Origin of the sequence: Streptomyces sp. NPDC020299, from assembly GCF_044387825.1 — a bacterium.
Taxonomy (GTDB): Bacteria; Actinomycetota; Actinomycetes; order Streptomycetales; family Streptomycetaceae; genus Streptomyces.
The window spans coordinates 287086-312324 of record NZ_JBIRWL010000012.1; the positions used below are offsets into that span (position 1 = coordinate 287086).

Consider the following 25239-nt stretch of genomic DNA (forward strand, 5'->3'; position numbering starts at 1 on the left):
CACCTGGCGGCCGGCCGGGCGGCCCGGTCGCACCCGTACGGCCTGAGCCCAGGACGTCCCAGAACGGCAACGACTGGCGCCAGGACAGAGAACAGAAAGAGCAGAATGCCCCGCTTCAGCATCATCGTCCCGTCCCATGGGGTCGCCGGCCGGCTGTCCCAGGCACTGGACTCGGTCCTCGCCCAGTCCTTCGGCGACCTGGAGCTGATCCCGGTCTGCGACGGGCCCGACACCCCGGCCGCCGACGTCGCCGCCGGATACGCCGAGCGGGACTCCCGGGTGATCCCGGTCCACTCGCCGCCCTCGGCCGGCCGCGGCGGGGCGCGCAACGCCGGGGTGCGGGCGGCGACCGGCGCGTATCTGCTGTTCCTCGACGGTGACGACGTCCTCGTACCCGGGGCGCTGGCCAGGCTCGACGCGCGGCTGGCTCAGACGGGGGACGTCGACGTGCTGTACTTCGAGCACCTGCGGACCCCCTGGTGGGACGGCGAGCCGAGCAATCCGGCGCAGCCGCTGCTGGCGAGGGCTCCGGAGGGGGCCTTCGCCCCGGACCGGGCACCGCGGGTCACCGGCGTGCAGCTGCCGCCGTGGAGCGCCGCCTACCGCCGCTCCTTCGTCACCGGGCAGGGGCTGGCCTTTCCCGAGGCCCACTTCACGGACCTCGGCTGGGGCGGTCTGACCACGCTCGCCGCCGAGCGGATCGCGGTGCTGCGTGCGGTCGTGCTGCGGCACCGGCTGCGGCGGCAGGGCAGCCGGCTCAACCTGCCGGGGCCGCACCAGCACGAACTCCTCGACCAGGTCGAGCTGGTGCTGACCGGGGCGGCCGAGCGGGAGCTGCCCGCCGAGCGGATGCGGGCGCTGTTCGAGCAGCTCTTCGCGGTCGTGCTGAAGACGGCCTCCCGGCCCGAGCGGCTGCCCGCCGGGCGCCGGGTCTTCTTCCGCCGGGCATGCCGCCTGTACCGGCGGCACCGTCCGGCCGGCTTCCGGGTGCCGGGCGGCAGCCTGGGCGTGCAGCACCGGCTGCTGGCGGCGGGGGCGTACACGGCGTTCCGCGCGCTGCGGGGCGCCAACCAGGGGGCGGCACGGGCCGTCGAGGCCGTACCGCGCCCGCGCGCGCTGCGCACGCGTCTGCGGTACGCGCGTGACCTGCGCCGCCCGCTGGATGCGAACCTCGCCGTGTACTGCGCCTACTGGGGCCGCGGCTACGCCTGCAGTCCGGCCGCGATCCACGCCAAGGCCCGGGAACTCGCCCCGCACATCCGGTCGGTGTTCCTGGTCGAGCCCGGCCAGGAACACGCCATGCCCAGGGGCGTCGAGTACGCGGTGATCGGCAGCCGCCGCTACTGGGAGGTGCTGGCCCGGGCCAAGTACCTGGTCAACAACGCCAACTTCGCCGAGGGCGTGGTCAAGCGGCCGGGCAGCGTGCACGTGCAGACCCAGCACGGGACCCCGCTGAAGAAGATGGGCGTGGACCAGTCGACGTACCCGGTGGTGGCCGCGCAGACCGGCAGCTTCGCCAAGCTGCTCGGCCGGGTGGACCGCTGGGACTTCAACCTCTCCTCCAACCGCCACTCCACGCAGATGTGGGAGCGTGCCTTCCCCGGTTCGTACGAGGCGCTGGAGTACGGCTATCCGCGCAACGACGTCTTCTGCACGGCGACCGGCGAGGACGTCACCCGGATCCGGCGCGAGCTGGGTGTCCCCCAGGACGCGACCGCCGTCCTGTACGCCCCCACCCACCGCGACCACCACACCGGCTTCGAGACCGGCCTCGACCTGGAGGCCTTCTGCGAGGCCGCGGGTGAGGACGTGGTCGTGCTGCTGCGCGCCCACTACTTCTACGACCGGGGGCTCGGCGGGAGCAGCGGCCGGATCATCGACGTCACCGCGCACCGCTCCTCGGAGGATGTGTGCCTGGCCGCCGACGCGCTGGTCACCGACTACTCGTCGATCATGTTCGACTACGCCAACCTCGACCGGCCGATCGTGGTGTACGCCGACGACTGGGAGGTCTACCAGGAGACCCGGGGCGTCTACTTCGACCTGATGGCCGCGCCGCCCGGCCCGGTCGCCCGTACGCCCGAGGAGCTGGCCCGGGTCTTCCGTGACGGTTCCTACGCGGGGCCCGAGGCCCGGGAGCTGCGGGCCGCGTTCCGGCGGCGGTTCTGCGAGTTCGACGACGGCCGGGCCGCCGAGCGCGTCGTACGGCGGGTGCTGCTCGGTGAGCCGCCGGAGGCGATCCCGCCGGTGATCCCGCTCGCGGAGCGCATCCCCGCCCCCGCCGCCGCGACCCTCGTGAGGAGCTGACCCGCCGTGCCCCGCTTCAGCGTCATCGTCCCCTGTTTCAAGGTGCAGGGATTCCTGCGCGAGTGCCTCGACTCGGTTCTGGAGCAGTCCTTCACGGACCTGGAGCTGATCGCCGTGGACGACTGCTCTCCGGACGGCTGCGGCGCCATCCTCGACGAGTACGCGGCCCGGGACCCGCGCGTGAAGGTGCTGCACCTGCCGGAGAACGTCGGCCTCGGCCGGGCCCGCAACGCCGGACTGCCCCGTGCGACCGGCGACTTCCTCTTCTTCCTCGACAGCGACGACACCCTCACCCCCGGCGCGCTGGGCGCCATCGCCGACCGGCTGGCGGAGTCCGGGGACCCGGACGTGCTGGTCTTCGACTACGCGCGCACCTACTGGTGGGGCGGGACCCGCCGCAACGTCCTCGCCCACCTGCTCACGGAGGCCGGGCCCGGCACCTTCACGGCGGCCGAGTACCCGCAGATCCTCGACCTGCTGATGGTGGTGTGGAACAAGGTCTACCGGCGGGACTTCGTCGAGGAGAACGGCTTCGAGTTCCCGCCGGGCTACTACGAGGACACCCCCTGGACCTTCCCGGTCATGCTCAGCGCCGGGCGGATCGCGGCCCTGGACCGGATCTGCCTGGACTACCGCCAGCGCCGCCAGGGCAACATCCTGTCCACCACCAGCCGCAAGCACTTCGACATCCACGACCAGTACGAGCGGGTCTTCGCGTTCGTCGGCTCCCGGCCCGCTCTCGCGGCCTGGCGGCCCTATCTGCACCGCAAGATGGGCGAGCACTGCCTGGACATCCTGGCCAAGCCGGACCGGCTGCCGCCCTCCGACAAGGCGGAGTTCTTCAAGCGCACGGCCCGGATGTTCGCGCGGCACCGGCCCGAGGGCGCCCGGGTCGACGGGGAGGTCCGGCTGCTGACGGGCGGCTACGCGATGTACCAGGTCAAGCGGCAGGCCGGGCGGGCCGGCCGGGAGCTCGGGCGGCGCGGTCTGGAGGCCCGCAAGGCGGTGGGCGGACGGGCCAGGCGGGGGCTGGCCGGGCTGCACGCCCGCCGCCCGCTGGACCCGGACCTCGCCGTGTACTCGGCGTTCTCCCACAAGGGGGTGCTCGGCGACCCGGCGGCCGTGTACCGCGCGGCGCGCGAGTTCGCGCCGCACATCCGGGGGGTGTGGGTGGTCGGGGACGCGGAGGAGGCGCGGCGGCTGCCCCCGGACGTCGAGTACGTGCTCGTCGACTCCCCGCGCTACCTGGACGTCACCGCGCGGGCGACGTTCTTCGTCAACAACGTCAACTGGCCCGGCACCCTGGTCAAGCGGGCCGGCAGCATGTACATCCACACCCATCAGGGCACCCCCCTCAAGTACATGGGCGCCGACCTGCTGGGCAAGCCCGGTGCCCGGTACGGCTTCGACGTTCCGCAGATGCTGCGCCGGGCCGACCGCTGGGACCACAGTCTGGTCGCCAACCGCCATTCGGAGCTGGTGTGGGAGCGGGCCTACCCCTGCCACTTCACCTCGGTCCGCACCGGCAGCCCGCGCAACGACGCCCTCGTCAACGCGGCGCCCGGCGACGGGGCGGGGTTCCGGGTCCGGCACGGCATCCCTGAGGAGCACACGGTCGTGCTGTACGCGCCGACCCGCCGCGACTACCGCCGGGGCGGCCACGTCGACCGCGTGGACCTGGCCCGGTTCGCCGCCGACCTCGGCGAGGGCCACACCCTGGTGGTCCGGCTGCACCCCACCGTCGCCGCGGGTCCCGCGCGCGGGCTGGGCCTCGCCGAACTGCACCGGCGGGGCGTGCTGGTGGACGCGACGGACGAACCGCACGTGGAGGAGGTCATGCTCGCCTCCGACGCGCTGGTCACCGACTACTCGGCCCTGATGTTCGACTACGCCAACCTCGACCGGCCGATCGTCGTGCACGCCGACGACTGGCCGGCGTACGTGGCGAGCCGGGGCGCCTACCTGGACATCACGGCGGAGGCGCCGGGCCATGTGTCGCGCTCCTACCGGGAGCTGGCGTGGCTGTTCGCCTCGGGGGCGTGGCGGGACGAGGAGTCGGCGCGGCTGCGGGCCGACTTCCGGACCCGGTTCTGCGAGTTCGACGACGGGCGGGCCGCCGAGCGGGTGGTGCGGACGCTGATGCTGGGCGAGCCGATGCCGGAGCCGGAGGCCGGCCTGGTGCCCGGTCCGGCCGCCGGTCACGACCTGCTCGCGTCGACATGAGGCCGCGCACCTGGGTCCTGGTCCTGGGCGCGGTGTTCGCCCTGCTCCAGCTCGCCGACGTCACCGGCCGAGACACCCCCGACTCGAAGAGCTACGTCTCGTACGCGCTGAGTCTGAGCGGTGAGGACAAGCGTGCGGCGGCGGCCGACACCGTCGACTGGGTGTGCGAGGGCCGGGCGTCCCTGGCGCTCCGGGGCCAGAGCGTCAACGTGGTGCGCTACCACCGGCCGGACCCCACCGAGCAGGTGTTCGCCCAGTGCCGGGCCGACGAGCGGCGACTGGTGGACCGGCGGCTGCGAGCCGGGCAGACGGACGGGCACGTCGCGCCGTTCGTGGGCCCGCGGCTGCGCCGGTTCTTCGAGACACGGCCCGGCTATCCGGTGTTCCTGGTGCCGTTCGTCACGGTGTTCGGGGTGACCTGGGGGGTGTGGGCGGCGAGTGTCGTCGTCACGGTCGCGGGCGGAGTGCTCGTCTTCCTGACCCTGCGCACCCTGTCCGTCCCCGCGTCGCTCGCCCTGACCGGCCAGGTGCTGTTCTACGTGCTGCCGTGCGGTCCGACCGCCATGCGCCCGATGACCGAGGGCCTGCTGCTGGCGCTGACCCTGGCCGCGCTGTGGGGCTGCGCGCTGGCCCTGACCGGCCGGGCCAGGACCGGGGTGGCGCTGACCGCCGGCGCCCTGCTCGCGCTGTTCCCGGTGAAGCACTCGCAGGCGCTGTTCCTCGGGGCGTGCCTGGCCGTCGCGGGCGCCGCCATCGCGGTACGGCGCAGGCGGCACGGGCGGGCCGCGGGGCGCGGGGTGACGGCGATCGCGGCCGTGGGCTGCTGCGCCGCGCTGGGGACGGTGCTGCTGGCCGGGCTGCTGCACTACCCGTCCGAAGCGGAGAGCGTCCAGGACCTGCTCACCGGCCACTTCTCCCGCCCGGACCGGGTCCGCCCATGGCGGGACCTGGAGCATCTGGAGGCCGGCTTCTGGCTGGAGTGGATCCGGCGGCAGCTGTGGGAGCCGCTGTTCCTGGCGGCGCTGGCGGCCGGGGCGCGGGGCGCGCTCAGGCGGCGCGCGTTCGGCTGCTTCCTGCTGGCGACCGCGGGCACCGGGATCCTCACCCAGGCCGCGCACCCCGACATCAACATCTGGGGCGACCGGCTGATCGTGCTGGCCTGGCTGCTGCCGGTGGTCGGGGTGCCGCTGCTGCTGGAACCTCTCGTCCGGCGTGCGCTGCCGGTGCCCGCGCAGGGGCACGCCGGGCGAGAGGTTCACTCGATGAGGTGAACCACCGTCAGGTGACCGGGGTTACTCGATGACGAGGTCGACCTCGACGTTGCCGCGGGTGGCGTTGGAGTAGGGGCAGACCTGGTGGGCGGTCTCCACCAGCTTGCGGCCGGTCGCCTCGTCCACGGTGTCGGGCAGCTCCACGCGCAGCGTCACCTTCAGGCCGAAGCCCTCGCCCTGCTTGCCGATGCCGACCTCGGCGGTCACCGCGGCCTCGCTGACGTCCACCTTGGCCTGCCGGCCGACCAGGCCGAGGGCGCTGCCGAAGCAGGCGGCGTAACCGGCGGCGAAGAGCTGCTCGGGGTTGGTGCCCTCGCCGTTGCCGCCCAGCTCCACCGGCGGGGCCAGCTTGAGGTCGATCTTGCCGTCGGAGGACACGGCGCGACCATCGCGGCCGTGGGTGGCGGTGGCGACAGCGGTGTAGAGCGCGTCCATGGATGACCATCCCTCTCGAAGTCACGTTCCGGCGGCTCCTCGGTGGGCCGCCTCACGACCACAAGTAGAGCACACAACTCAGTTGTGCACAACTGAATGACTCGCAAGAGCTATCCTGGAGCCATGACCGCCACCCCGTCCTCCGCGCCTACCCCCGCCCCTGCCCCCGAGGCCGACTGGCTCCACCTGGACCGCCAGATCTGCTTCTCCCTGCACGCCGCGTCCCGCGCCTTCAACGGCGTCTACCGCGTGGTCCTCAAGGACCTCGGTCTCACCTACCCGCAGTACCTGGTGATGCTGGTGCTGTGGGAGCACGGCGACCTGCCGGTCAAGAAGCTGGGCGAACACCTGCGCCTGGACTCCGGCACGCTCTCCCCGCTGGTCAAGCGGCTGGAGGCGGCCGGCCTGGTGCGCCGGGAGCGCAGCGCCCGCGACGAGCGCTCGGTGGAGGTGCGACTGACCGAGGAGGGCGCGGCGCTGCGCGAGCGAGCCTTGAAGGTGCCGCGCCGCATCGCCGAGGCGACCGGCTTCGACCTGGCGGAGATCAGCGAGCTGCGCACCCGTCTCGACCGGCTCACCACCGCCCTGGACGCAGCCGCACTGGACGAACCAGGCTGCCCGTAGCCAGGGTCCTGCGGACGTAGAGCCGCAGCACCACCCCGTCGCGTGCCTGTTCCTCCCGCAGCGCGAACCGGTCCCGCACGAGGTCCAGTTTCGCCCGGTCGGTGGGGTCGCCGGGGTACCAGGGCGAGCGGACGAAGCGCTTCTCGGCGACGACCCAGACCCGGTCGAGCCCGGCCAGCCTGCGGCGCAGCAGGTCCGGGTCCACCTCACGCCCGTACAGCGTGCCGGACGCGGGCGCGCCCGCCGCGAGCGCCACGTCCCGGATGCCGCGGAAGCCCGCCGGGTAGGCCAGCGCGGTGCTCCGCGCGTGGGACGGCAGGAAGAGCACGGGGTCGCCGGGGCGCAGTTCGCGGGCGGCGTCCGTGGACATGGCGGCGAGGTTGTCGGGGCGGTGGTCCGGGGAGCGGTCCTGGCGGAGGACCGGGAGCTGGTGGACGAAGGCGAGGGCGACGGCGAGGACGCCGGCGAGGGTGAGGAGGGGGGCGCGGACGCGCGGATTCTGGCGGCGGCCGGGCCTCAGCGGTCCGGTCGTACGATCGGTGCGTCCGAGCGGTCCGGCCGTACGGCCGACGCGGCCCAGCAGCTCGGCCACCCGGTCCGCCCCGGCCGCCACCAGCAGCGGCGCCCCCGCGAGCGCGTACAGCACGTACCGGTCGACGTAGAGCGGGGTCAGGCGTGAGGCCAGCATGAGGACCGTCGGTGGCACCACCGCCAGCGGCAGCGCCACCGCCGCGCACGTCAGCTCCCCGCGGCCGCCCACGAGCCGCGTCAGCCCGAGGACCGCCAGGGCCAGGCAGGCCCAGTACACGCCGGAGGTCGGTCCCGCGAACTCCCGCAGCAACGCCCCCGCGGTCTCCACCGTCGGCTCCCGCACCCAGGCGAGCTGCGCGGACTGGGCGTGCGAGACCACCACCATCGGCAGCAGCGCCAGCGTCACGGCCCCGGCCGCGCGGCCCCATCCCCGCCACACCCCGGCCGGCACCCGGGCCAGCGCGAGCGTCCCTGCGTGGGCGAGCAGCAGCAGGACCGCGAGTTCGTGCAGCCAGCAGGTGACGCCGAGGACCGTGCCGTACGCCCACCAGGTCCGGCCGCCGTCCTGCACCGCCCGCACCAGGAGCAGGGTGGCCCCCGCCGCACCGGCCGCGACCAGGGCGTAGGAGCGGCCCTCCTGCGCGTAGTGCCCGACCATCGGCGTGACCGCGTACAGCAGTCCGGCCCACAGTCCGACGCGGGGCCGGGCCAGCCGGGTGCCGAGCGCGGCGACCAGGCCCGTGGCCAGCGCCGCCGCGCACACCGACGGCAGCCGGAGCAGGACCTCGCCGGGGTGGAGGGCGAGGACGGCGTGCATGAGCAGGTAGTACAGGCCGTGCACCGCGTCGACCCCGTGCAGCAGGCGCCAGATCTGCGGCACCGTGCGCCGTGCCACCTGGAAGGTGACCGCCTCGTCGCGCCACATGCCGCCGCGGTCGATCCCCCACAGTCCGAGCGCGAGCATCACGGCCGTGGGAACGGCCACCGCCGCCCGGCGACGGGCACGGCTCGACTCCGGGTTGACCAGGGGACGAAAGTTCACCACGGCCCGATCTTTTGCGATTAGCCAATATTTGGTGTGTATTGACGGCGTATCGACATGAATACTCCATACTCGCGGCCTACGCTCCGAGGGATGAACCGCCGTCTGCTCTCCCTCGCCGTCGTCTGGCTGACCACCCGTGCCGCGATGCTGTGGCTGCTCGCCCACAACTCCGCTCCCCTCCTGGGGCGGGGCTCGGTGGCGCGCGAGGTGTGGCGGCTGTACTTCAACTGGTACGTGACCCTGTCCGGGGGTGCCTTCCCGGCGCACGACAAGCTGTGGCAGTACCCGCCGGGCGCGGGCGCGGTGCTGCTGGCGCCGGGGCTGGTGCCCGGACTGACCTATTTCCAGGCGTTCGTGGCGCTCACGCTCGCCGCCGACGCGCTGATCGCGCTGGTGCTGGCCCGCGCGGGTACCCGGCCCGGCCGCAGCCTGGGCGGGGCGGCGCTGTGGGTCGGTGCCCTGCCGCTGCTGCTGCACGTGCCGCTCGCGCGGTACGACGTGCAGGTCACGGCGTTCGCCGTCATCTCCCTGTTGACGTTGTCGCGCTCCCCGCGCGTGGGCGGGGTGTTCGCGGCGCTGGGCGGGCTGGTGAAGGTGTGGCCGATTCTGGTGCTGCTCGGGGTGCCCAGGGGGCGTGCGACGCGGTCGGCGTGGACGTGGGCGGCGGGCGCGGGGGCGCTCGTCTTCGGAATCCTCGCCGGATTGTTCGACAATCCCCTGGCCTTTGTGCGTCAGCAGGGGAGCCGGGGCGTCCAGATCGAATCCCTCGGCGGGACCGCGCTCAGCCTCGCCACCCACGCGGGCTGGCCCGGCCGGGCCCGCTACCGGTACGGCGCGGTCGAGCTGCTCGGCCCGCACGTCTCCGCCGTCGCCGACGCCTCCCTCGCGCTCACGGCGGTCGCCTTCGCGCTGCTGGTGCTGTGGCGGGTACGGGCCCGGCACTGGAGCGAGGCGACGCCCTACGACGCCGCGCTGTGCGCCGTGCTGCTGTTCACCGTCACCAGCCGGGTCATCAGCCCCCAGTACATGGTCTGGCTGCTCGGTCTGGCCGCCGTCTGCCTGACCTCCCGGCACACCGTCCAGCGCCCGGTGGCCGCGCTGGTGGTGGCGGCGAGCGCGGTCAGCGCCGTCGCCTATCCCACGCTGTACCGCGAGGTCATGGGGTGCACCTGGACGGGCTGCCTGCTGATGCTGCTGCGCAACGGGCTCCTCGCGACGGCCGCCGTGCTCTCCCTCACCCGGCTGTGGCGCTCCACCCGGCCCCCGGTCGCGGAGCCCCCGCCCGTGACTGAACCCCGCTCCTCCTCCGGCCGTCTTCCGCATCGAGCACTGAGCCCCCATTAGCGGGCGAACACCCGCCATTCCCGCGATTGCATTTCATCAGGTACAACGACGCCGCCCCTGTGACGGACGCGGTGCTTTCCGCTGAGGGCTTTTGCGCGGACTGCCGCGCCGCCTGCTTCACTGAGAAGTGGCGCCGGCCCGGCGACCGACGCACGCACCACGAGCCGCGGGCCACGGAACGAGGGCCACGGAACGAGGAGACGGCCTCACATGACCTGGTTGATCACCGGCGGCGCCGGTTACATCGGGGCGCACGTCGTGCGGGCGATGACGGAGGCGGGGGAACAGGCCGTGGTGTACGACGACCTGTCCAGCGGCATCGCCGACCGCGTCCCGGACGGGGTCCCGCTGGTGGCGGGCTCCACCCTGGACGGCGTCCGGCTGGCGCGCACCCTGGCCGAGCACTCCGTCACCGGCGTCGTCCACCTCGCGGCCAAGAAGCAGGTGGGCGAGTCGGTGGACCGCCCGCTGCACTACTACCGGGAGAACGTGGAGGGCCTGCGGGTCCTGCTGGAGGCGGCGACGGAGGCCGGTGTCGCGTCCTTCGTGTTCTCGTCCTCGGCGGCCGTGTACGGCATGCCGGACACCGCGCGCCACGGGGAGCTGCTGACCGAGGAGACGCCGTGCGCGCCGATGTCCCCGTACGGCGAGACCAAGCTGGCCGGCGAGTGGCTGGTGCGGGCCACGGGCCGGGCCACGGGGCTGTCCACGGCGTCGCTGCGCTACTTCAACGTGGCGGGCGCGGCCGGCCCGGAGCTCGCCGACACGGGCGTCCACAACCTCATCCCGATGGTCTTCGAAAAGCTCTCGGAGAACGCCTCGCCGCGCATCTTCGGCGACGACTACCCGACCCCGGACGGCACCTGCGTCCGCGACTACATCCATGTCGTGGACCTCGCCGAGGCCCATGTGGCCACCGCCCGCGCCCTCCAGTCCTCCCCCGGCATCGACCTGACCTTCAACATCGGCCGCGGTGAGGGGGTCTCGGTCCGCGAGATGATCGACCGCATCAACGCCGTCACCGGCTACGACCACCCCCCGACGGTCACCCCCCGCCGCCCCGGCGACCCCGCCCGCGTCGTCGCCTCCGCCGACCGCATCGCCGTCGAACTCGGCTGGCAGGCCAAGTACGACATCGAGGACATGATCACCTCAGCCTGGGAGGGCTGGCTGCGATTCCACCCGGAGGCGGCCCGCTCCTGACCACCCGCCGAAGGCCCAACGCCCGTACGCTGCCCGGGTGACCGATCCCCTCCGTGCCGAGCGAGCCGAACGCGTCGAACGCGCGGTCGGCGCCGTCGTGGGCTCCGCCGTCGGCGACGCCCTGGGCGCCCCCTTCGAGTTCGGGCCCGAGGGCGCCTTCTCCGCCCGCTTCCCGCAGGCCGGGCAGGGCGGGGAGATGTGCGGGGGCGGCGGCTGGGACCCCGGCGAGGCGACCGACGACACGCAGATGGCCGTGCTGGTCGCCGAGTCGCTGCTGGAGCACGGCGGACTGGACCTCCCGGACGTGTTCCGGCGGTTCCAGCGGTGGGCCGCCGCCGATCCGAAGGACATCGGTCTCCAGACGGAGGCGGTGCTCGGCAGCGGCGACCCGTGGGACCTGGCGGCGGCGCTGCGCTTCCAGGGCAATGGACGTGCGGCCGGGAACGGGGCGTTGATGCGGGCGGCGCCTTCCGCCGTGCGCTTCGCCGCCCTGGGGCGGGAGGCCACGATGGACGCCGCCCGCCGTCTGGCCGCGCTCACCCACGGGGACCGGGCGGCCTGGGAGGGCACGGCCGTCTTCCACGAGCTGGTGCGGGTCGCCCTGGACGGTGGCGATCCGCTCGCCGCCGTACCGGAGGCACTGCGGTCTGTTCATCCCGATCACCGGGAACGGTACGCGGTGGTCCTGGCACCCGACTGGCACCCGGATCTCGCCACCGAGTTCAACGGTGCCGTCCGGCCCTGTCTGGGCTCCGCCGTCTGGGCGCTGCGGACCACGTCCTCGTACGAGGAAGCGGTGCGCGCGGCCGTCGACCTGGGCGGCGACACGGACACCGTGGCGGCCGTCACCGGCGGCCTGGCCGGAGCCGTCCACGGCATCCACGCCGTACCGGCCCGCTGGACCGAGACCCTGCACGTGCCGCTGCCCGGGTTCGACGGGCGGGTGCTGAGCGCGACGGATCTGGCGGGGCTGGCCCGGAGCCTGGCGGGCTGACCGGCCGGGCCGCGGGCGGCGATGTGCCTCAGAGCGCCTTCAGTGCCGCCGCCGTCGCCGTGGCCAGGGCGGGCAGGTAGCCCTTGGGGAGTTTCGGGCTGCGGATCACGACGGAGCGCCAGTACAGGGGGCCGGAGATCAGGTCGAGGGCCAGTTCCTCGTTGACGCCCGGGCGGAGTTCGCCGCGCTGTCCGGCCGCTGCGATGATCTTGCTGGCGACACCCGCCTGGCCGTCGCGCAGGGCCTTCTGCATGGCTTCGGCGATGTCGGGGTTGCGGGCCGCCTCGGCCTGGAGGTCGGGGATGATCTGCGAGGCGACGGGGTGGCGCAGCGCGCGCGAGGTGAGCTCGTAGAGCAGCCGCAGGTCGCCCTCCAGGGAGCCGGTGTCCGGGACGGGCAGGCCCATCACGGCGAGCGCCGAGACGACGTCGAGGACGAGGTGCAGCTTGGAGCGCCAGCGGCGGTAGACGGCGGTCTTGCCGACCCCGGCGCGGCGTGCGATGCCCTCGATGGACATGCGGGCGTAGCCGCTGGCCGCCAGTTCCTCGAAGACGGCGGCCCGGATCGCCTCGGTCACGTCCTCCCGGAGTACGGCGGCCCCGGCGGGGGTCCGTCGGCGCGGACGCGTCTGGGGCTCGTCGGCGTTCGTCGTCATACCTTCCAGCATAGGGCGTTACGACGAAACGGTTGCGTTCCGACGTCGATTGGGCCTACTCTCACGTTGCGACGATACGGTCCCGTCCCGACGTAAGAAAACGTGAAGAGACGCGTAAGGAAACGCCAGGCGACGCGGACCCGGCGCCAGCCCGGACGCACGCACCCCCTCCCCCCGAACGAAAGCAGCGGATGTGAGCCAGGTTCTCCACACACCGCCCGCGGCCCCGGTCCCGGCCGACGACGACCTCGCGGCCCTGGCCGCCCGGCACGGCCTCACGGTCAGCGGCGCCCGCCCCTCCCTGCCCGAGTACGTCCGCCAGCTCTGGGCCCGGCGCCACTTCATCGGCGCCTTCGCCACCGCCAAGCTCACCGCCCAGTACAGCCAGGCGAAGCTCGGCCAGATCTGGCAGGTCATGACCCCGCTGCTCAACGCGGCGGTCTACTACTTCATCTTCGGCGTGCTCCTGAACACCAAGCACGGCGTCCCGGACTACATCCCGTTCCTGGTCACGGGTGTGTTCATCTGGACGTTCACGCAGAGCTCGATCATGGCGGGCACCCGGGCCATCTCGGGCAACCTCGGCCTCGTACGGGCGCTGCACTTCCCGCGGGCCGCGCTGCCGATCTCGTTCGCGCTCCAGCAGCTCCAGCAGCTGCTGTTCTCGATGGCCGCGCTGATCGTCATCCTGCTCTGCTTCGGCGTCCCCGTCTCCGCTTCGTGGGTGCTGGCGCTCCCGGTGCTGGTGCTGCAGTTCACCTTCAACGCCGGCGTTTCGATGATCATGGCCCGGATGGGTGCGAAGACCCCCGACATCGCCCAGCTGATGCCGTTCATCCTGCGCACCTGGATGTACGTCTCCGGCGTGATGTGGAGCATCGACAAGCTGACCAAGGGCGACCATCTGCCCCACGCGCTGACGATCGCCCTGGAGACCAACCCGGCCGCCGTGTACATCGACCTGATGCGCTTCGCGCTGATCGACAGCTTCCACGCCCACCAGCTGCCCCCGCACGTGTGGGCGGCGGCCACGGGCTGGGCCCTGCTCGCCGGGGTCGGCGGCTTCATCTACTTCTGGAAGGCTGAGGAGACGTACGGCCGTGGCTGACAACGTGAACGACACCCCCATCCCCACCGTCATCGCCGACGGGGTCGACATCGTCTACCGGGTCAACGGCACCGGCGCCGGACGCGGCACCGCCACCGCCGCCCTCAACCGCATGCTGCGCCGCAAGCAGGCCGAGAAGGCGGCCGGCGTGCGCAAGGTGCACGCGGTCAAGAACGTCTCGTTCGTCGCCTACCGGGGCGAGGCGATCGGGCTCATCGGCACCAACGGCTCCGGCAAGTCGACGCTGCTGAAGGCGGTGGCCGGCCTGCTCCCCGTGGAGAACGGCCACATCTACACCGACGGCCAGCCCTCCCTGCTCGGCGTCAACGCCGCCCTGATGAGCGACCTGACCGGCGAGCGCAACGTCTACCTGGGCGGCCTCGCCATGGGCATGTCCCGCGAGCAGGTCAAGGAGCGCTACCAGGAGATCGTCGACTTCTCCGGCATCAACGAGAAGGGCGACTTCATCACCCTCCCGATGCGCACCTACTCCTCCGGCATGGCCGCCCGCCTGCGCTTCTCCATCGCCGCCGCCAAGGACCACGACGTCCTCATGATCGACGAGGCGCTGGCCACCGGCGACCGCTCCTTCCAGAAGCGCTCCGAGGAACGCATCCGCGAGCTGCGCAAGCACGCGGGCACGGTCTTCCTGGTCAGCCACAACAACAAGTCGATCCGCGACACCTGCGACCGGGTGCTGTGGCTGGAGCGCGGCGAGCTGCGCATGGACGGGCCGACGGAGGAGGTCCTCGCCGAGTACGAGGCCTTCACCGGCGACAAGGGCCCCAAGGCCGCGCCGAAGAAGACGCCGCAGCCGAAGCCCCTGCAGACCGCGTAGCCGGAACCCGCAGACCGCGTAGCCGGACCGCGTGACAGGACCCCCGGGCGGCGCAACCAGATCCGCACCTTTCATCCCATTGGTGACATTATGAGATGAAAGGTGTGGCCACGGTGACGTCGAGGCGAAGGAGTCCCCCGCGATGCCCGAGCTCAGCGTCATCGTCTACGGGCCGAACACCCAGGGGCACCTGACAGCGCTCCTCGACTCCCTGGACGCGCACCCGCTCCCGGACGCCGAGGTGATCGTGGCCGCGGTCGGCGACTGGGCCCGGGAGACCGCCGAGGGGCACTCCCCGGAGACGGTGGTGCTGCCCCTGCCGGCCGGGACGGGCGACGCGGCGGCCCGGGCGGCGGGCGCCGCACGGGCGTCCGGACGCTGGCTGCACTTCGTCCACGCCAAGGACGGCCTGCCCGCCGGCGCCCCCCGCATGGTCGCCGAGCGCGCCGCCGAACTGCCCGACGACGTCGACGTCCTCCTCTTCGACCACACCACCAGCACCTGGCAGACCTCCGGCAGGCCCTCCGGCGGCGGCCGGCTCCTGGCCCGCGCGGGCCGCGCCGAACTCCCCCTGGACGAGGCCCCCCACCTGCTGCGCCTGCCCCCGCTGCTCGGCAACCGCGCCCTGCGCGCCGGCTTCTGGCGGGTCCACCAGGAGCGGCTCGGCACCGACGACGAGCCCCGCGCGGCGTACGCGGCGCTGCTGCACGCCGAACGGATCGCCTGCCTGAACCAGGTGGCGTACGACGACCGCCGGCTGCGCGCCGAGAGCCTGCCCCCCACCGCCCCCGAGGACCGCTACGCCCTCGTCGACCGCTACGAGACGCTGCTGACCCTGGCCAAGGACCGCCCCGCCACCCGCGCGGTCCTCTACGACCTCATGGTCCGCGAACTGCTGCGCACCTTCGCCCGCGAGCCCCTGCCCGAGCCGGTGGCCCGGGAGTTCTTCCGCCGGGCCTCCCTGGCGGCGGTCCGCTGGCGCGCGCCGGACCACCGCCGACCGGACGGTCTCGAGGGTGTCCGCCGCGCCCTGCTCGAGGAGGGCGCCTACACCCGCTACCGCGCCTTCCAGGCCGCCAACCGCACCCGCCGCACGGCGAAGGCGACCCTGCGGACCCGCAGGCGGCAACTGGGCGCCAAGCTCCGCGACCACCAGTACCGCCGCGCCCTCGGCCGCCCGGTCGACCCCCACCTGGCGGTGTTCGCCGCCTACTGGGACCGCGGGGTGGCCTGCAACCCGGCCGCGATCGCCGCGAAGCTCACCGAACTCGCCCCCCACATCCACCCGGTGTGGGTGGTGGCCAAGGAGAACGTGCCGCTCCTGCCGCCCGGCACCGACCACGTCGTCCCCGGCACCCGCCGCTACTGGGAGGTGCTGGCCACGGCCAGGTACCTCACCAACAACGTCAACTTCCCGGGCGCGGTGGTCAAACGGCCCGACGCGATCCACCTCCAGACCCACCACGGCACCCCGCTCAAGCGCATGGGCCTGGACCAGATGGAGCATCCGGCCGCCGCCCAGGGCATGGACTTCGCCGCCCTGCTGGCCCGCGTCGACAAGTGGGACTACAGCGTCTCCGCCAACAGCCACTCCACCCGCATGTGGGAACGCGCCTACCCCGCCCGCTACACCTCCCTCGATCACGGCTATCCACGCAACGACGTCTTCTACGGCTGCGACGCCCAGGGAGTGCGCGCCATCCGTGACCGCCTGGGCATCGCGCCGGGCCGGCGGGCCGTCCTGTACGCCCCCACCCACCGCGACTACGAGGCCGGCTGGACCCCCCGCCTGGACCTGGCGACCCTGGCAGACCGCCTCGGCGAGGACACCGTCCTGCTGGTGCGCGGCCACTACTTCTACGGCGGCTCGGCCTCCCCGCTCGCCGGCCTGCGCCGCACCGGAAGGGTCGTCGACGTCTCGGCGTACGACCCGGTCGAGGACCTGTGCCTGGCGGCGGACGCGCTGGTCACGGACTACTCGTCCATCATGTTCGACTACGCCTGCCTCGACCGCCCGATGGTGGTCTACGCCGACGACTGGGAGACGTACGCGACGACCCGCGGTGTCTACTTCGACCTGATGGCCGAACCGCCGGGCCAGGTGGCCCGCACCCAGGAGGAACTGGCGGAGATCCTCACCACGGGCGCCTGGCGGGACGAGGGCGCGACGAAGGCACGGGCCGCCTTCCGGCGCCGTTTCTGCGAGTACGACGACGGGCGCGCCGCCGAGCGGATCGTGCGGCGGGTCTTCCTCGGCGAGGGCGAGGAAGCGCTGCCGCCGGTGATCCCCGTCGAGGAGCGCACACCGGCGCCGACCCCCGAGGAGGCGGCTTCATGACCCCCCTTGTCCCGACCCCCGTTGCCCCCCGGTACCCCGACCGCCCCGACGCCACGGTGACGGTGATCGTCCACAACGACGCGGCACGCCTGCCCCGGGCGGTCGCCTCGCTGCGGCGGCAGACCCACCCCGGCATCGAGATCATCATCAGCGACGACCACTCGACGGACGGCACCCCGGCGGTGGCACGGCGGCTGGCGGCCCAGGACCCCCGTATCCACTACCTCCGGCTGCCGGAGAACAGCGGTGGCTGCAGCGCCCCGCGCAACCGCGCCCTGGAGATCGCCCGGGCGCCGTACGTGATGTTCCTGGACAGCGACGACGAACTGCCCGCGAACGCCGTCGAACTGCTCCTGGCCGCGCACCGCGAGCACCGGATCGACTTCGCGATGGGCGCCGTGCGGCGCATACGGGCGGACAACGGCCACCGCTCGACCTGGATGCCCCACCTGGTGGCCGAACGCCGCACGGTGCGGGGCATAGCGGCGGACCCCCGCCTGCTGTTCGAGCACCTGGCGACCAGCAAGATGTACGCCCGCTCCTTCCTGGACCGGCACGGCCTGCGCTTCCCCGAGGGCATCCACTACGAGGACCAGCTGTTCTCGGCGCAGGCGTACTGCCTGGCGAAGTCGTTCACGATCATCCCGCAGCCGGTCTACCACTGGTACGTGGACCCGCACGCGGACGCCGGCTCCGCCTCGATCTCGAACCAGCGGCACAAACTCACCAACGTCCGCGACCGCGTCCACGTCCAGCGGCTGATCGACGAGTTCCTCACCGAGAGCGGGCACGAGGCGCTGCGGGAGGACAAGGACTACAAGTTCCTCAAGCACGACTTCCGGATGTACGCCGGGGACCTGCCGTACCGGGACGAGGAGTGGCTGGCGTCCTTCGCCGGGATCGTCACCCCGTACCTCGACTCGCTCGAACCCGGCGCGTACGCCCGCCTCCCGCGCCCGGAGCGGGTCGTCCTCCAGCTCGTCCGTGACGGCCGCCTGCCCGAGGCCCGGGAAGCGGCACGCGGCCTGGGCCACGCGGTTGCGCCGAGACAGGTGACACCCGGCCCCGAGGGCGAGGCCACGTACTGGGGCGACCGCGTCCCGGGGACGATCTGGGCCCGCCGCGAACTGGACGTGACCGATCTGGACCTCGACGCGCGTCCCTTCCCCAGCGCCCTGTTCCGCCACGAGATCACGGAGCTCACCCCCGGCCCCGGCGCCTCGCTCGACCTGACGATCCGCACCTACGACCCGGGACTGCGTCTTGCCGTCGGCCCGCAGCGCGCCGCCCTCCTCCTCAGCCCCGGCCGGCGCCGGCTCACCCTCCCCTTCCGCCTCGACCCCGTGCGTCCCGGTGTCTTCGAGGGGCGGGTCCGCTTCGAGCCGGCCACCGCGCCGCTGCCCCTGCACGGCTTCGACGGCATCCGCCACCCTGTGCTCCGCATCGGACAGCAGGGCCTCGCCCACACGGGCGTCCTGCTGGCTCCCGCGGCCTTCCCCTCCCTGACCACCCGGACCGCCCACCACCGTCTGACGGTGGAGCCGGAGGGCCGCAACCCGGGCCGCCTCCAGGTGCGCTGGCGGCCGGCCGGCGTCACGGCTCACCTGATCCGCCCGGTCGCCCGCGGGATCGCCCGCCCGAAGGTGCGACGGGCGGCGCGGCTGGTGGCCGGTGTGCTGAGGTAGCCCCGGCCGGGCCGGGCGACGCCGTGCTCCCCCGTTCCGGGACCGTACGCCACAGCCGGTCGAGTGCGAGCGGCACGCCGATCACGGGGATCAGCCACACCGGGACGTACAACCGGTCCAGTTCGATCGCGAGCGGGTGCGCCACCGTGGTCGCGAACCCGGTGAGGCCCATGGCGATCACGCACAGGGCGACCGGCACCGAGCGCTGCCACACGCCCCAGGCCCCCACCGCGAGCAGGAAGAGCAGCATGGGCGCCAGGGCCTCCTTCTGGAGCCACTGCCACCAGTAGTCGTAGTCGAGGCGGGCGAGGGCCCGCCACGGGTCGGCGATCTCGGGCCGGGTCCAGTGCAGGGTGAAGGTGTCCTGGAGCGAGTCGGCGATGCCGGGCAGGTCCAGGGCCTTGCCCAGGACCAGTGCGGCCAGGGTGCCGCCCGCCGAGAGCCCGGCCAGCCAGTAGGTGCCGCGGTGGCGGGTGCGGGGGACGAAGAGCAGCGCGGCGCACGCGGCGGCCGCCAGGAAGGGGGCCGCCAGCAGGAAGCTGGAGTACTTGACGGCGAGCCCGAGTGCGAAGGCCCCGGTGAACAGCACGGCTCCGATCAGCACTCGGCGTTGCAGCAGCCACACCGAGGCGAGCAGCAGCGCGGTCATCAGGGCGAGGGCCGGGCCCTCGGTGAGCGGCCGGCCGCCCCAGGAGGCGAGCGGGGTCACGTAGTAGAGGACCTGGCCGAGTACGGCGGCGGTAGGCGGTGCCCGCAGTGCGCGCAGCAGCAGGTACACGAGGTATCCGGCGAGCGCGGTGAACGCGAGTGCGACCAGGGTGAGTCCGGGTTTGGCGCCGAGCAGCGCCACGAAGGGGGCGGCGATCAGCGGGTAGGCGGGCCGGGTGTGGAAGATGCGCTCGTAGCGGGGGTCGGTCGGCGCGAGTCCGCCCGCGTACTTCTTCTCGCACGCGGCCGCGTACGGGGCCTCGCGGCCCGGTCCGCGGAACTTCAGCTGGTCGAGCATGCGGTTGCGGTGGACCAGCTTGGCCGTGTCCTCGCAGTAGGCGGCGACGGCCTTGCGGGTGGCCGTGTGCGGGGAGTCGCCGAGGAATTCGTACGCCTCGCGGGCGTAGCGGTAGGAGTCGTTGGAGAAGCGGGTCGCCGGGTAGCCGAAGACGTGCAGCAGCACGAAGGCCGCGACGAGCGCCGGGACCGCCCGGGGGTGCGCTGTCACACAGCAGACCTTAGTCCGAAATGTCCCGATCAGCAGTGGGCGCCCCGAGCCGAGACCGGCCCGGGGCGCCCCGCTGTCGAACGCCTACGAGGTCGTACGCCTACGAGGTCGTACGCCTACGAATGCGTGCGCAGCAGCGTCCGCATCGTCCGCATCGCCACCGACAGGTTGGCGAGGTCGAAGGTCTCCGAGCCGCGGATCTCCTCCAGGGTGGTCCGCGCCCGGCTCAGGATCGCCGTGTTCTTCTGCTCCCAGGCCTTGAAGCGCTGCTCGGGAGTCGAGGTGCCGTTACCGACGGCGAGGACGTCCGCGGTGAGGGACGCGTGGGCCGCGTACAGGTCCTCGCGGATGGACGCGCGGGCCATGGACTGCCAGCGGTCCGCGCGGGGCAGCTCGATGATGCGGTCCATCAGCCGGGTGATGCCGAGGCGGTCGGCGAGGTCGTAGTAGACCTCGGCGACGTCCAGCGGCTCCTTGCCCATGCGGTCGGCCACCGAGACGATGTCCAGCGTCGGGAAGGCCGAGGAGAACCCGGCCACCCGCGTCGCCAGCTCGTCCGGGACACCGGCCGCGGCCAGCTCGTCGTACACGTGCTGGTACCACTCCAGGTCCTCGCCGCGCAGCAGCTTCGGCAGCTGCTGCCAGACCTGCTCGACCCGTTCGGCGAAGAACTCGACGGTCTCGGCGAGCTGCAGCGGCTGCGGCCGGTTGTTCAGCAGCCAGCGCGTGCCGCGCTCGACCAGACGGCGCGAGTGCAGCCGGATACGGGTCTGGACGTCGGCGTCGACCTGGTTGTCGAGCGCCTCCACCGCGTCCCACACCGGAGCCGAGCTGAAGATCGTACGAGCCACGGTCTGGGCCCGGACGATCTCCTCCAGGGAGGCCCCGGTCTCCTCGCGCAGCCGGTGCAGATACGTCGTACCGCCCGTGTTGACCGTGTCGTTGACGAGCACGGTCGTGGTGATCTCGCGGTTCAGCGGGTGGCCGTCGATCCGGTCGGCGAACTGCTCGCGCAGCGCGGCCGGGAAGTACGCGTGCAGCAGGCCGCGCAGGTACGGGTCGTCCGGCAGCGAGGTGTGCAGCAGCTCGTCGGCGACCGTGATCTTCGTGTAGGCCAGCAGGACGGCCGTCTCCGGGCTGGTCAGGCCGTGGCCCTGGGTCAGCCGCTCGCGGATCTGGCGGTCGGTGGGCAGGAACTCCAGCGCCCGGTCGAGGTGGCCCTCGCGCACCAGGTGGCGGATGAAGCGCTGCTGGGCGTTGAGCATGTCCTTGGACTGGGCCAGCGCGTTGGCGATCGCCGTGTTCTGCGCGTAGTTGTTGCGCAGGACCAGACGGCCGACCTCGTCGGTCATCTCGGCGAGCAGCTTGTTGCGCTGCTTGACGGTCATGTCGCCGTCCGTGACCAGGCCGTTGAGCAGGATCTTGATGTTCACCTCGTGGTCGGAGGTGTCCACGCCCGCGCTGTTGTCGATCGCGTCGGTGTTGATCTTGCCGCCCTGCATGGCGAACTCGATGCGGCCCAGCTGGGTCAGGCCCAGGTTGCCGCCCTCGCCGACGACCTTGACGCGCAGGTCGGCGCCGTCGACGCGGATGGCGTCGTTGGCCTTGTCGCCGACGTCCGCGTGGGTCTCGGTGGCCGCCTTGACGTACGTGCCGATGCCGCCGTTCCACAGCAGGTCGACCGGGGCCTTGAAGATCGCCTTCATCAGGTCGGCCGGGGTCAGCTTGGTGACCTTGCCCTCGATGCCGAGCGCCTCGCGGATGTGCGCGTTGACCGGGATGGACTTGGCGGTGCGCGGGAACACGCCGCCGCCCGCCGAGAGCAGGCCGGTGTCGTAGTCGGCCCAGCTGGAGCGGGGCAGTTCGAACAGGCGGCGGCGCTCGGCGTAGGAGACGGCCGCGTCCGGGGTGGGGTCGATGAAGATGTGCCGGTGGTCGAAGGCGGCGACCAGCCGGATGTGCTCGCTCAGCAGCATGCCGTTGCCGAACACGTCACCCGACATGTCACCGATGCCGACGACCGTGAAGTCCTGGGTCTGGGTGTCCACGCCCAGCTCCCGGAAGTGCCGCTTGACGGACTCCCAGGCGCCACGGGCGGTGATGCCCATGCCCTTGTGGTCGTAGCCCGCGCTGCCGCCGGAGGCGAAGGCGTCACCGAGCCAGAAGTTGTACGACTGCGCGACCTCGTTGGCGATGTCCGAGAACGTCGCCGTGCCCTTGTCGGCCGCGACCACCAGGTAGGTGTCGTCCTCGTCGTGCCGCACGACGTCCTGCGGCGGAACGACCTCGCCCGCCACCATGTTGTCGGTGATGTCCAGCAGCGCCGAGATGAACGTCTTGTAGCTGGCGATGCCCTCCGCCAGCCACGCGTCCCGGTCCACGCTCGGGTCCGGCAGCTGCTTGGCGACGAAGCCGCCCTTGGCGCCGACCGGCACGATGACGGTGTTCTTCACCATCTGCGCCTTGACCAGGCCGAGGATCTCCGTACGGAAGTCCTCACGGCGGTCCGACCAGCGCAGGCCGCCTCGGGCGACCTTGCCGAAGCGCAGGTGCACGCCCTCGACGCGCGGCGAGTACACCCAGATCTCGTACGCCGGGCGCGGCGCCGGCAGGTCGGGGATGGCCTGCGGGTCGAACTTCATGGAGACGTAGGCGTGCGGCTCGCCGGCGCGGGTCTCCTGGAAGAAGTTCGTGCGCAGCGTCGCCTTGATGACGGTGAGGAACGAACGCAGGATGCGGTCCTCGTCGAGGCTCGCCACCTGGTCCAGGGCCGCGTCGAGCTCCTCGAGCAGGGCGTCGACGATCTCCAGCCCGGCGCGCTGCCGGTCCGGCGACATCCGCGCCTCGAACAGGGAGACGAGCAGCCGGGTGGTGTGGACGTTGTTGCGGAGGGTGTCCTCCATGTAGTCCTGGCTGAAAGTGGAGCCCGCCTGCCGCAGGTACTTGGCGTACGCGCGCAGCACCATCGCCTGCCGCCAGGTCAGGCCGGCGCTCAGCACGAGGGCGTTGAAGCCGTCGTTCTCCGCGCGGCCGGTCCAGGTGGCCGCGAAGGCGTCCTGGACGCGCTCACGGCCGTCGTCGCCGAGGTACTCCGCGCCGCCGCCCGCCACCTTGGGCATGCGCAGCCCGAAGTCGTAGATCCACGCGGTCGACCGGTCCGCGCAGCGCAGTTCGTACGGCCGCTCGTCGGTGACCTCGACGCCGAGCCGGCTGAGCACCGGCAGCACCGCGGAGAGGGAGACCGTGCCGCCCTTCTGGTAGATCTTGAAGCGGCGCTCCTCGGGCGCGGCGCCCACCGGCTCGTACAGGCTGAGCGAGAACGTCTTGTCCTCGCTCAGCCGCTCCAGGTGGACCAGGTCGGCGACCGCGGCGCGCGGGCTGTGGTCCGCCTTGTAGCCCTCGGGGAAGGAGTTGTTGTAGCGGCGCAGCACCTCGGCCGCGTACTCCTCGCCGCACTCGGCGGTCAGCGCCTCGGCGAACGCGTCGGTCCAGGAGCGGGCCGCCTCCACCAGGCGGGCCTCGATGCGGTCCTTGTCGCTGTCGCTGAGCTGCGGCAGCTCGGTGCCCTGCGGGACACGGACGACGAAGTGCAGCCGGGACAGGATCGACTCGGTGTTCCAGGCCGTGAAGTCGACGCTGGTGCCGCCCAGCTCCTCCTTGAGGATGTCGATGATCCGCAGCCGCACGCCGGTGGTGTAGCGGTCGCGGGGCAGGTAGACCAGCGCGGAGTAGTAGCGGCCGTACTCGTCCTGCCGCAGGTAGAGCCTGAGCCGCCGGCGCTCCTGGAGGTACAGCACCGACGTGACGATGGACTGGAGCTCGGCGATCGGGGTCTGGAAGAGCTCGTCGCGCGGGTAGGTCTCCATGATCTGGAGCAGGTCGCGGCCGTCGTGGCTGTTGGACCCGAATCCGGCGCGCTCCAGGACCTCTTCGACCTTGCGCCGGATCACCGGGACCCGGCGGACGGACTCGGTGTAGGCGGCGGAGGAGAACAGGCCGAGGAAGCGGCGCTCGCCGACGACGTTGCCGTCCGCGTCGAACTTCTTGACGCCGATGTAGTCCAGGTACGACGGCCGGTGCACGGTGGCCCGGCTGTTGGCCTTGGTCAGCACCAGCAGCTTGTGCTCGCGGGCCTTGGCCCGGGCGTCGGCCGGGAGCCGCTCGAAGGACGGGCTGACGGGGTGCTGCTCTTCGTCGGAGTGGTGCGGGTCCGAGCGCAGTATGCCGAGCCCGGTGCCGGGGACCGCGGCCAGGGAGTCGTCCCCGCGCAGCTGGTACTCGCGGTAGCCGAGGAAGGTGAAGTGGTCGGCGGCCAGCCAGCGCAGCAGCTCGCGGGCCTCCTCGACCTCGGGCGCGGCGAGGTCGCCGGGAACGGGCTCGTCCGGCAGGCCTTCGGCCATGCGCAGCGCCGCGTCCCGCATCTTCTCCCAGTCCTCGACGGCCTCCCGGACGTCGGACAGCACGCGCAGCAGGTCGGCGGTGATCTGCTTGAGATCGGCGCGGTCGGTCTCGCGGTCGATCTCGACGTGGATCCAGGACTCGACGTGCGCGTCGTGCGGGCGCTCGCCGCCGCTGGGCGGGGTGGGCAGCACCTCGATGAGCTTGCCGGTGACATCGCGCCGGACGACGAATTGCGGGTGGATGACGACGTGGATGCCGCGTCCCTGCCGGGTCAGCTCATTGGTGACCGAGTCGACGAGGAAGGGCATGTCGTCGGTGACGACCTCGACGACGGTGTGGCTGCAGGTCCACCCGTTCTCCTCGACGGTCGGGGTGTGGACCCGCACGTTGGCCGTGCCCTGGGGGCGGTTCTCGGCCAGGCGGTGGTGCGAGACCGCGGCTCCGAAGACATCGACCGGGTCGCGGTCGGCGAGGTCCTCGGGGGCGGTGTGCAGGTAGTAGCGCTGGAGGAACGCGATCATGGATTCCTGGTCCGGGCTGCCCGGGGTGCCCGGAATGCCCTCGCCCGTGATCCCAGTCGGTAGGTGCCCCCCGACCGGGCTGTTCTCAGCTACCCGAGCAGCCCTCTCGAGCAACTCGGCCTTGGCTTCGTCCAGCTTGGTCTGCATTGTCCTCTGGCTCCTGTCGCGCGCCGTTGCGTGACGTAGAAGGAAGTACGGCCTCTTCCCTTCCGGCTCGCCGCCACGGCCCGGGGTGTCCGGTCCGGTCCGACGCTATGCCGCAAGATGAGAGGAGCGGGGGGTAATCAGCCATTCTCGGCGCGCCCGACGGGTGTGACGCTGCTCTCGGCGACGTCCTTGCCCGGGGAGTGCGCGGCGCCTCGGGGACCCTTGCGTCCCCGTCCCGCCCGCGAGGACCAGCGACTGCCGCCCGGCCACGGATGTCGTCCGTGTTCTCCGGGCGCAGGGCGAGGGCACCGGTGCCCCCGCGAACTATCGCGCTGATCACGCCACAAGGCTAT

Annotated in this window: 16 protein-coding genes; 11 read left to right on the forward strand and 5 right to left on the reverse strand. The window is 72.5% G+C overall.

What is annotated here, in order from left to right:
* Positions 1 to 105 precede the first annotated feature (105 nt).
* From ACH45E_RS29545 to ACH45E_RS29555, 3 genes are read left to right on the forward strand one after another with little or no spacing between them, the layout of a single operon-like run.
* Positions 106 to 2307 carry a bifunctional glycosyltransferase family 2 protein/CDP-glycerol:glycerophosphate glycerophosphotransferase gene (locus tag ACH45E_RS29545; protein ID WP_361452770.1) on the forward strand — a complete coding sequence of 734 codons (2202 nt, stop codon included), beginning with the start codon at positions 106 to 108 and terminating at the stop codon, positions 2305 to 2307.
* A gap of 6 nt (positions 2308 to 2313) precedes the next feature.
* The gene (locus ACH45E_RS29550) at positions 2314 to 4530 is read left to right on the forward strand and encodes a CDP-glycerol glycerophosphotransferase family protein (protein ID WP_361452767.1); all 2217 of its coding nucleotides are present in this window, start codon (positions 2314 to 2316) and stop codon (positions 4528 to 4530) included.
* Positions 4527 to 5801, forward strand: a complete 1275-nt coding sequence (locus ACH45E_RS29555) for a hypothetical protein (RefSeq protein ID WP_361452764.1) — start codon at positions 4527 to 4529, stop codon at positions 5799 to 5801. The genes ACH45E_RS29550 and ACH45E_RS29555 overlap by 4 nt, the downstream gene beginning before the upstream one ends.
* A gap of 21 nt (positions 5802 to 5822) precedes the next feature.
* Here ACH45E_RS29555 and ACH45E_RS29560 read toward each other — a convergent pair whose 3' ends face one another.
* Positions 5823 to 6236: an organic hydroperoxide resistance protein gene (locus tag ACH45E_RS29560; protein WP_361452761.1), complete on the reverse strand. Its 414-nt coding sequence runs from the start codon at positions 6234 to 6236 to the stop codon at positions 5823 to 5825.
* Positions 6237 to 6332: 96 nt separating this feature from the next.
* Between ACH45E_RS29560 and ACH45E_RS29565 the strand changes: the two genes are divergently transcribed.
* Positions 6333 to 6860, forward strand: a complete 528-nt coding sequence (locus tag ACH45E_RS29565) for a MarR family winged helix-turn-helix transcriptional regulator (RefSeq protein ID WP_399041787.1) — start codon at positions 6333 to 6335, stop codon at positions 6858 to 6860.
* Here the strand turns inward: ACH45E_RS29565 and ACH45E_RS29570 are convergent.
* Positions 6811 to 8436: a glycosyltransferase family 39 protein gene (locus ACH45E_RS29570; RefSeq protein WP_399041789.1), complete on the reverse strand. Its 1626-nt coding sequence runs from the start codon at positions 8434 to 8436 to the stop codon at positions 6811 to 6813. The two genes, ACH45E_RS29565 and ACH45E_RS29570, sit on opposite strands and share 50 nt — an antisense overlap.
* 90 nt (positions 8437 to 8526) lie before the next feature.
* Here ACH45E_RS29570 and ACH45E_RS29575 point away from each other — a divergent pair, with 90 nt between their 5' ends.
* From ACH45E_RS29575 to ACH45E_RS29585, 3 genes are all read left to right on the forward strand, one after another.
* On the forward strand, positions 8527 to 9780 hold the full coding sequence (locus tag ACH45E_RS29575; protein WP_361452755.1) for a glycosyltransferase family 87 protein: 1254 nt from the start codon (positions 8527 to 8529) through the stop codon (positions 9778 to 9780).
* A 210-nt stretch (positions 9781 to 9990) separates the two neighbouring features.
* Positions 9991 to 10983, forward strand: coding sequence for a UDP-glucose 4-epimerase GalE (gene galE, locus ACH45E_RS29580; RefSeq protein WP_361452752.1), 993 nt, complete (start codon positions 9991 to 9993; stop codon positions 10981 to 10983).
* Between the two features lie 37 nt (positions 10984 to 11020).
* The gene (locus ACH45E_RS29585; protein ID WP_361452749.1) at positions 11021 to 11977 is read left to right on the forward strand and encodes an ADP-ribosylglycohydrolase family protein; all 957 of its coding nucleotides are present in this window, start codon (positions 11021 to 11023) and stop codon (positions 11975 to 11977) included.
* 28 nt (positions 11978 to 12005) lie between these two features.
* On the opposite strand, the gene ACH45E_RS29590 is transcribed toward ACH45E_RS29585, so the two are convergent.
* Complete coding sequence (locus tag ACH45E_RS29590) at positions 12006 to 12632, reverse strand: TetR/AcrR family transcriptional regulator (RefSeq protein ID WP_361452746.1); 627 nt, start codon at positions 12630 to 12632, stop codon at positions 12006 to 12008.
* Between the two features lie 193 nt (positions 12633 to 12825).
* On the opposite strand from ACH45E_RS29590, the gene ACH45E_RS29595 reads away from it, so the two are divergent.
* The 4 genes from ACH45E_RS29595 (at position 12826) to ACH45E_RS29610 (ending at position 18601) form a co-directional block, all read left to right on the forward strand.
* The gene (locus ACH45E_RS29595; protein WP_361452743.1) at positions 12826 to 13740 is read left to right on the forward strand and encodes an ABC transporter permease; all 915 of its coding nucleotides are present in this window, start codon (positions 12826 to 12828) and stop codon (positions 13738 to 13740) included.
* Positions 13733 to 14578, forward strand: a complete 846-nt coding sequence (locus ACH45E_RS29600) for an ABC transporter ATP-binding protein (RefSeq protein ID WP_361452740.1) — start codon at positions 13733 to 13735, stop codon at positions 14576 to 14578. The genes ACH45E_RS29595 and ACH45E_RS29600 overlap by 8 nt, the downstream gene beginning before the upstream one ends.
* A 142-nt stretch (positions 14579 to 14720) precedes the next feature.
* Positions 14721 to 16916, forward strand: coding sequence for a CDP-glycerol glycerophosphotransferase family protein (locus ACH45E_RS29605; protein WP_361452737.1), 2196 nt, complete (start codon positions 14721 to 14723; stop codon positions 16914 to 16916).
* A complete protein-coding gene (locus ACH45E_RS29610) occupies positions 16913 to 18601 on the forward strand; it encodes a glycosyltransferase family 2 protein (RefSeq protein ID WP_361452734.1) in 1689 nt (562 codons plus the stop codon). Before ACH45E_RS29605 ends, ACH45E_RS29610 begins: the two co-directional genes overlap by 4 nt.
* Here the strand turns inward: ACH45E_RS29610 and ACH45E_RS29615 are convergent.
* A complete protein-coding gene (locus ACH45E_RS29615; RefSeq protein WP_361452731.1) occupies positions 18510 to 19817 on the reverse strand; it encodes a hypothetical protein in 1308 nt (435 codons plus the stop codon). The genes ACH45E_RS29610 and ACH45E_RS29615 overlap by 92 nt on opposite strands.
* A 116-nt stretch (positions 19818 to 19933) precedes the next feature.
* Complete coding sequence (locus tag ACH45E_RS29620) at positions 19934 to 24886, reverse strand: NAD-glutamate dehydrogenase (RefSeq protein ID WP_361452728.1); 4953 nt, start codon at positions 24884 to 24886, stop codon at positions 19934 to 19936.
* Positions 24887 to 25239: the final 353 nt, after the last annotated feature.

Bases quoted from the DNA above. Each gene is read 5' to 3' on its own strand.
- ACH45E_RS29545 (WP_361452770.1), top strand. From the start codon at position 106: ATGCCCCGCTTCAGCATCATCGTCCCGTCCCATGGGGTCGCCGGCCGG.
- ACH45E_RS29575 (WP_361452755.1), top strand. From the start codon at position 8,527: ATGAACCGCCGTCTGCTCTCCCTCGCCGTCGTCTGGCTGACCACCCGT.
- ACH45E_RS29590 (WP_361452746.1), bottom strand. From the start codon at position 12,632: ATGACGACGAACGCCGACGAGCCCCAGACGCGTCCGCGCCGACGGACC.
- ACH45E_RS29610 (WP_361452734.1), top strand. From the start codon at position 16,913: ATGACCCCCCTTGTCCCGACCCCCGTTGCCCCCCGGTACCCCGACCGC.
- ACH45E_RS29565 (WP_399041787.1), top strand. From the start codon at position 6,333: ATGACTCGCAAGAGCTATCCTGGAGCCATGACCGCCACCCCGTCCTCC.
- ACH45E_RS29620 (WP_361452728.1), bottom strand. From the start codon at position 24,886: ATGCAGACCAAGCTGGACGAAGCCAAGGCCGAGTTGCTCGAGAGGGCT.
- galE (WP_361452752.1), top strand. From the start codon at position 9,991: ATGACCTGGTTGATCACCGGCGGCGCCGGTTACATCGGGGCGCACGTC.
- ACH45E_RS29555 (WP_361452764.1), top strand. From the start codon at position 4,527: ATGAGGCCGCGCACCTGGGTCCTGGTCCTGGGCGCGGTGTTCGCCCTG.
- ACH45E_RS29560 (WP_361452761.1), bottom strand. From the start codon at position 6,236: ATGGACGCGCTCTACACCGCTGTCGCCACCGCCACCCACGGCCGCGAT.
- ACH45E_RS29605 (WP_361452737.1), top strand. From the start codon at position 14,721: ATGCCCGAGCTCAGCGTCATCGTCTACGGGCCGAACACCCAGGGGCAC.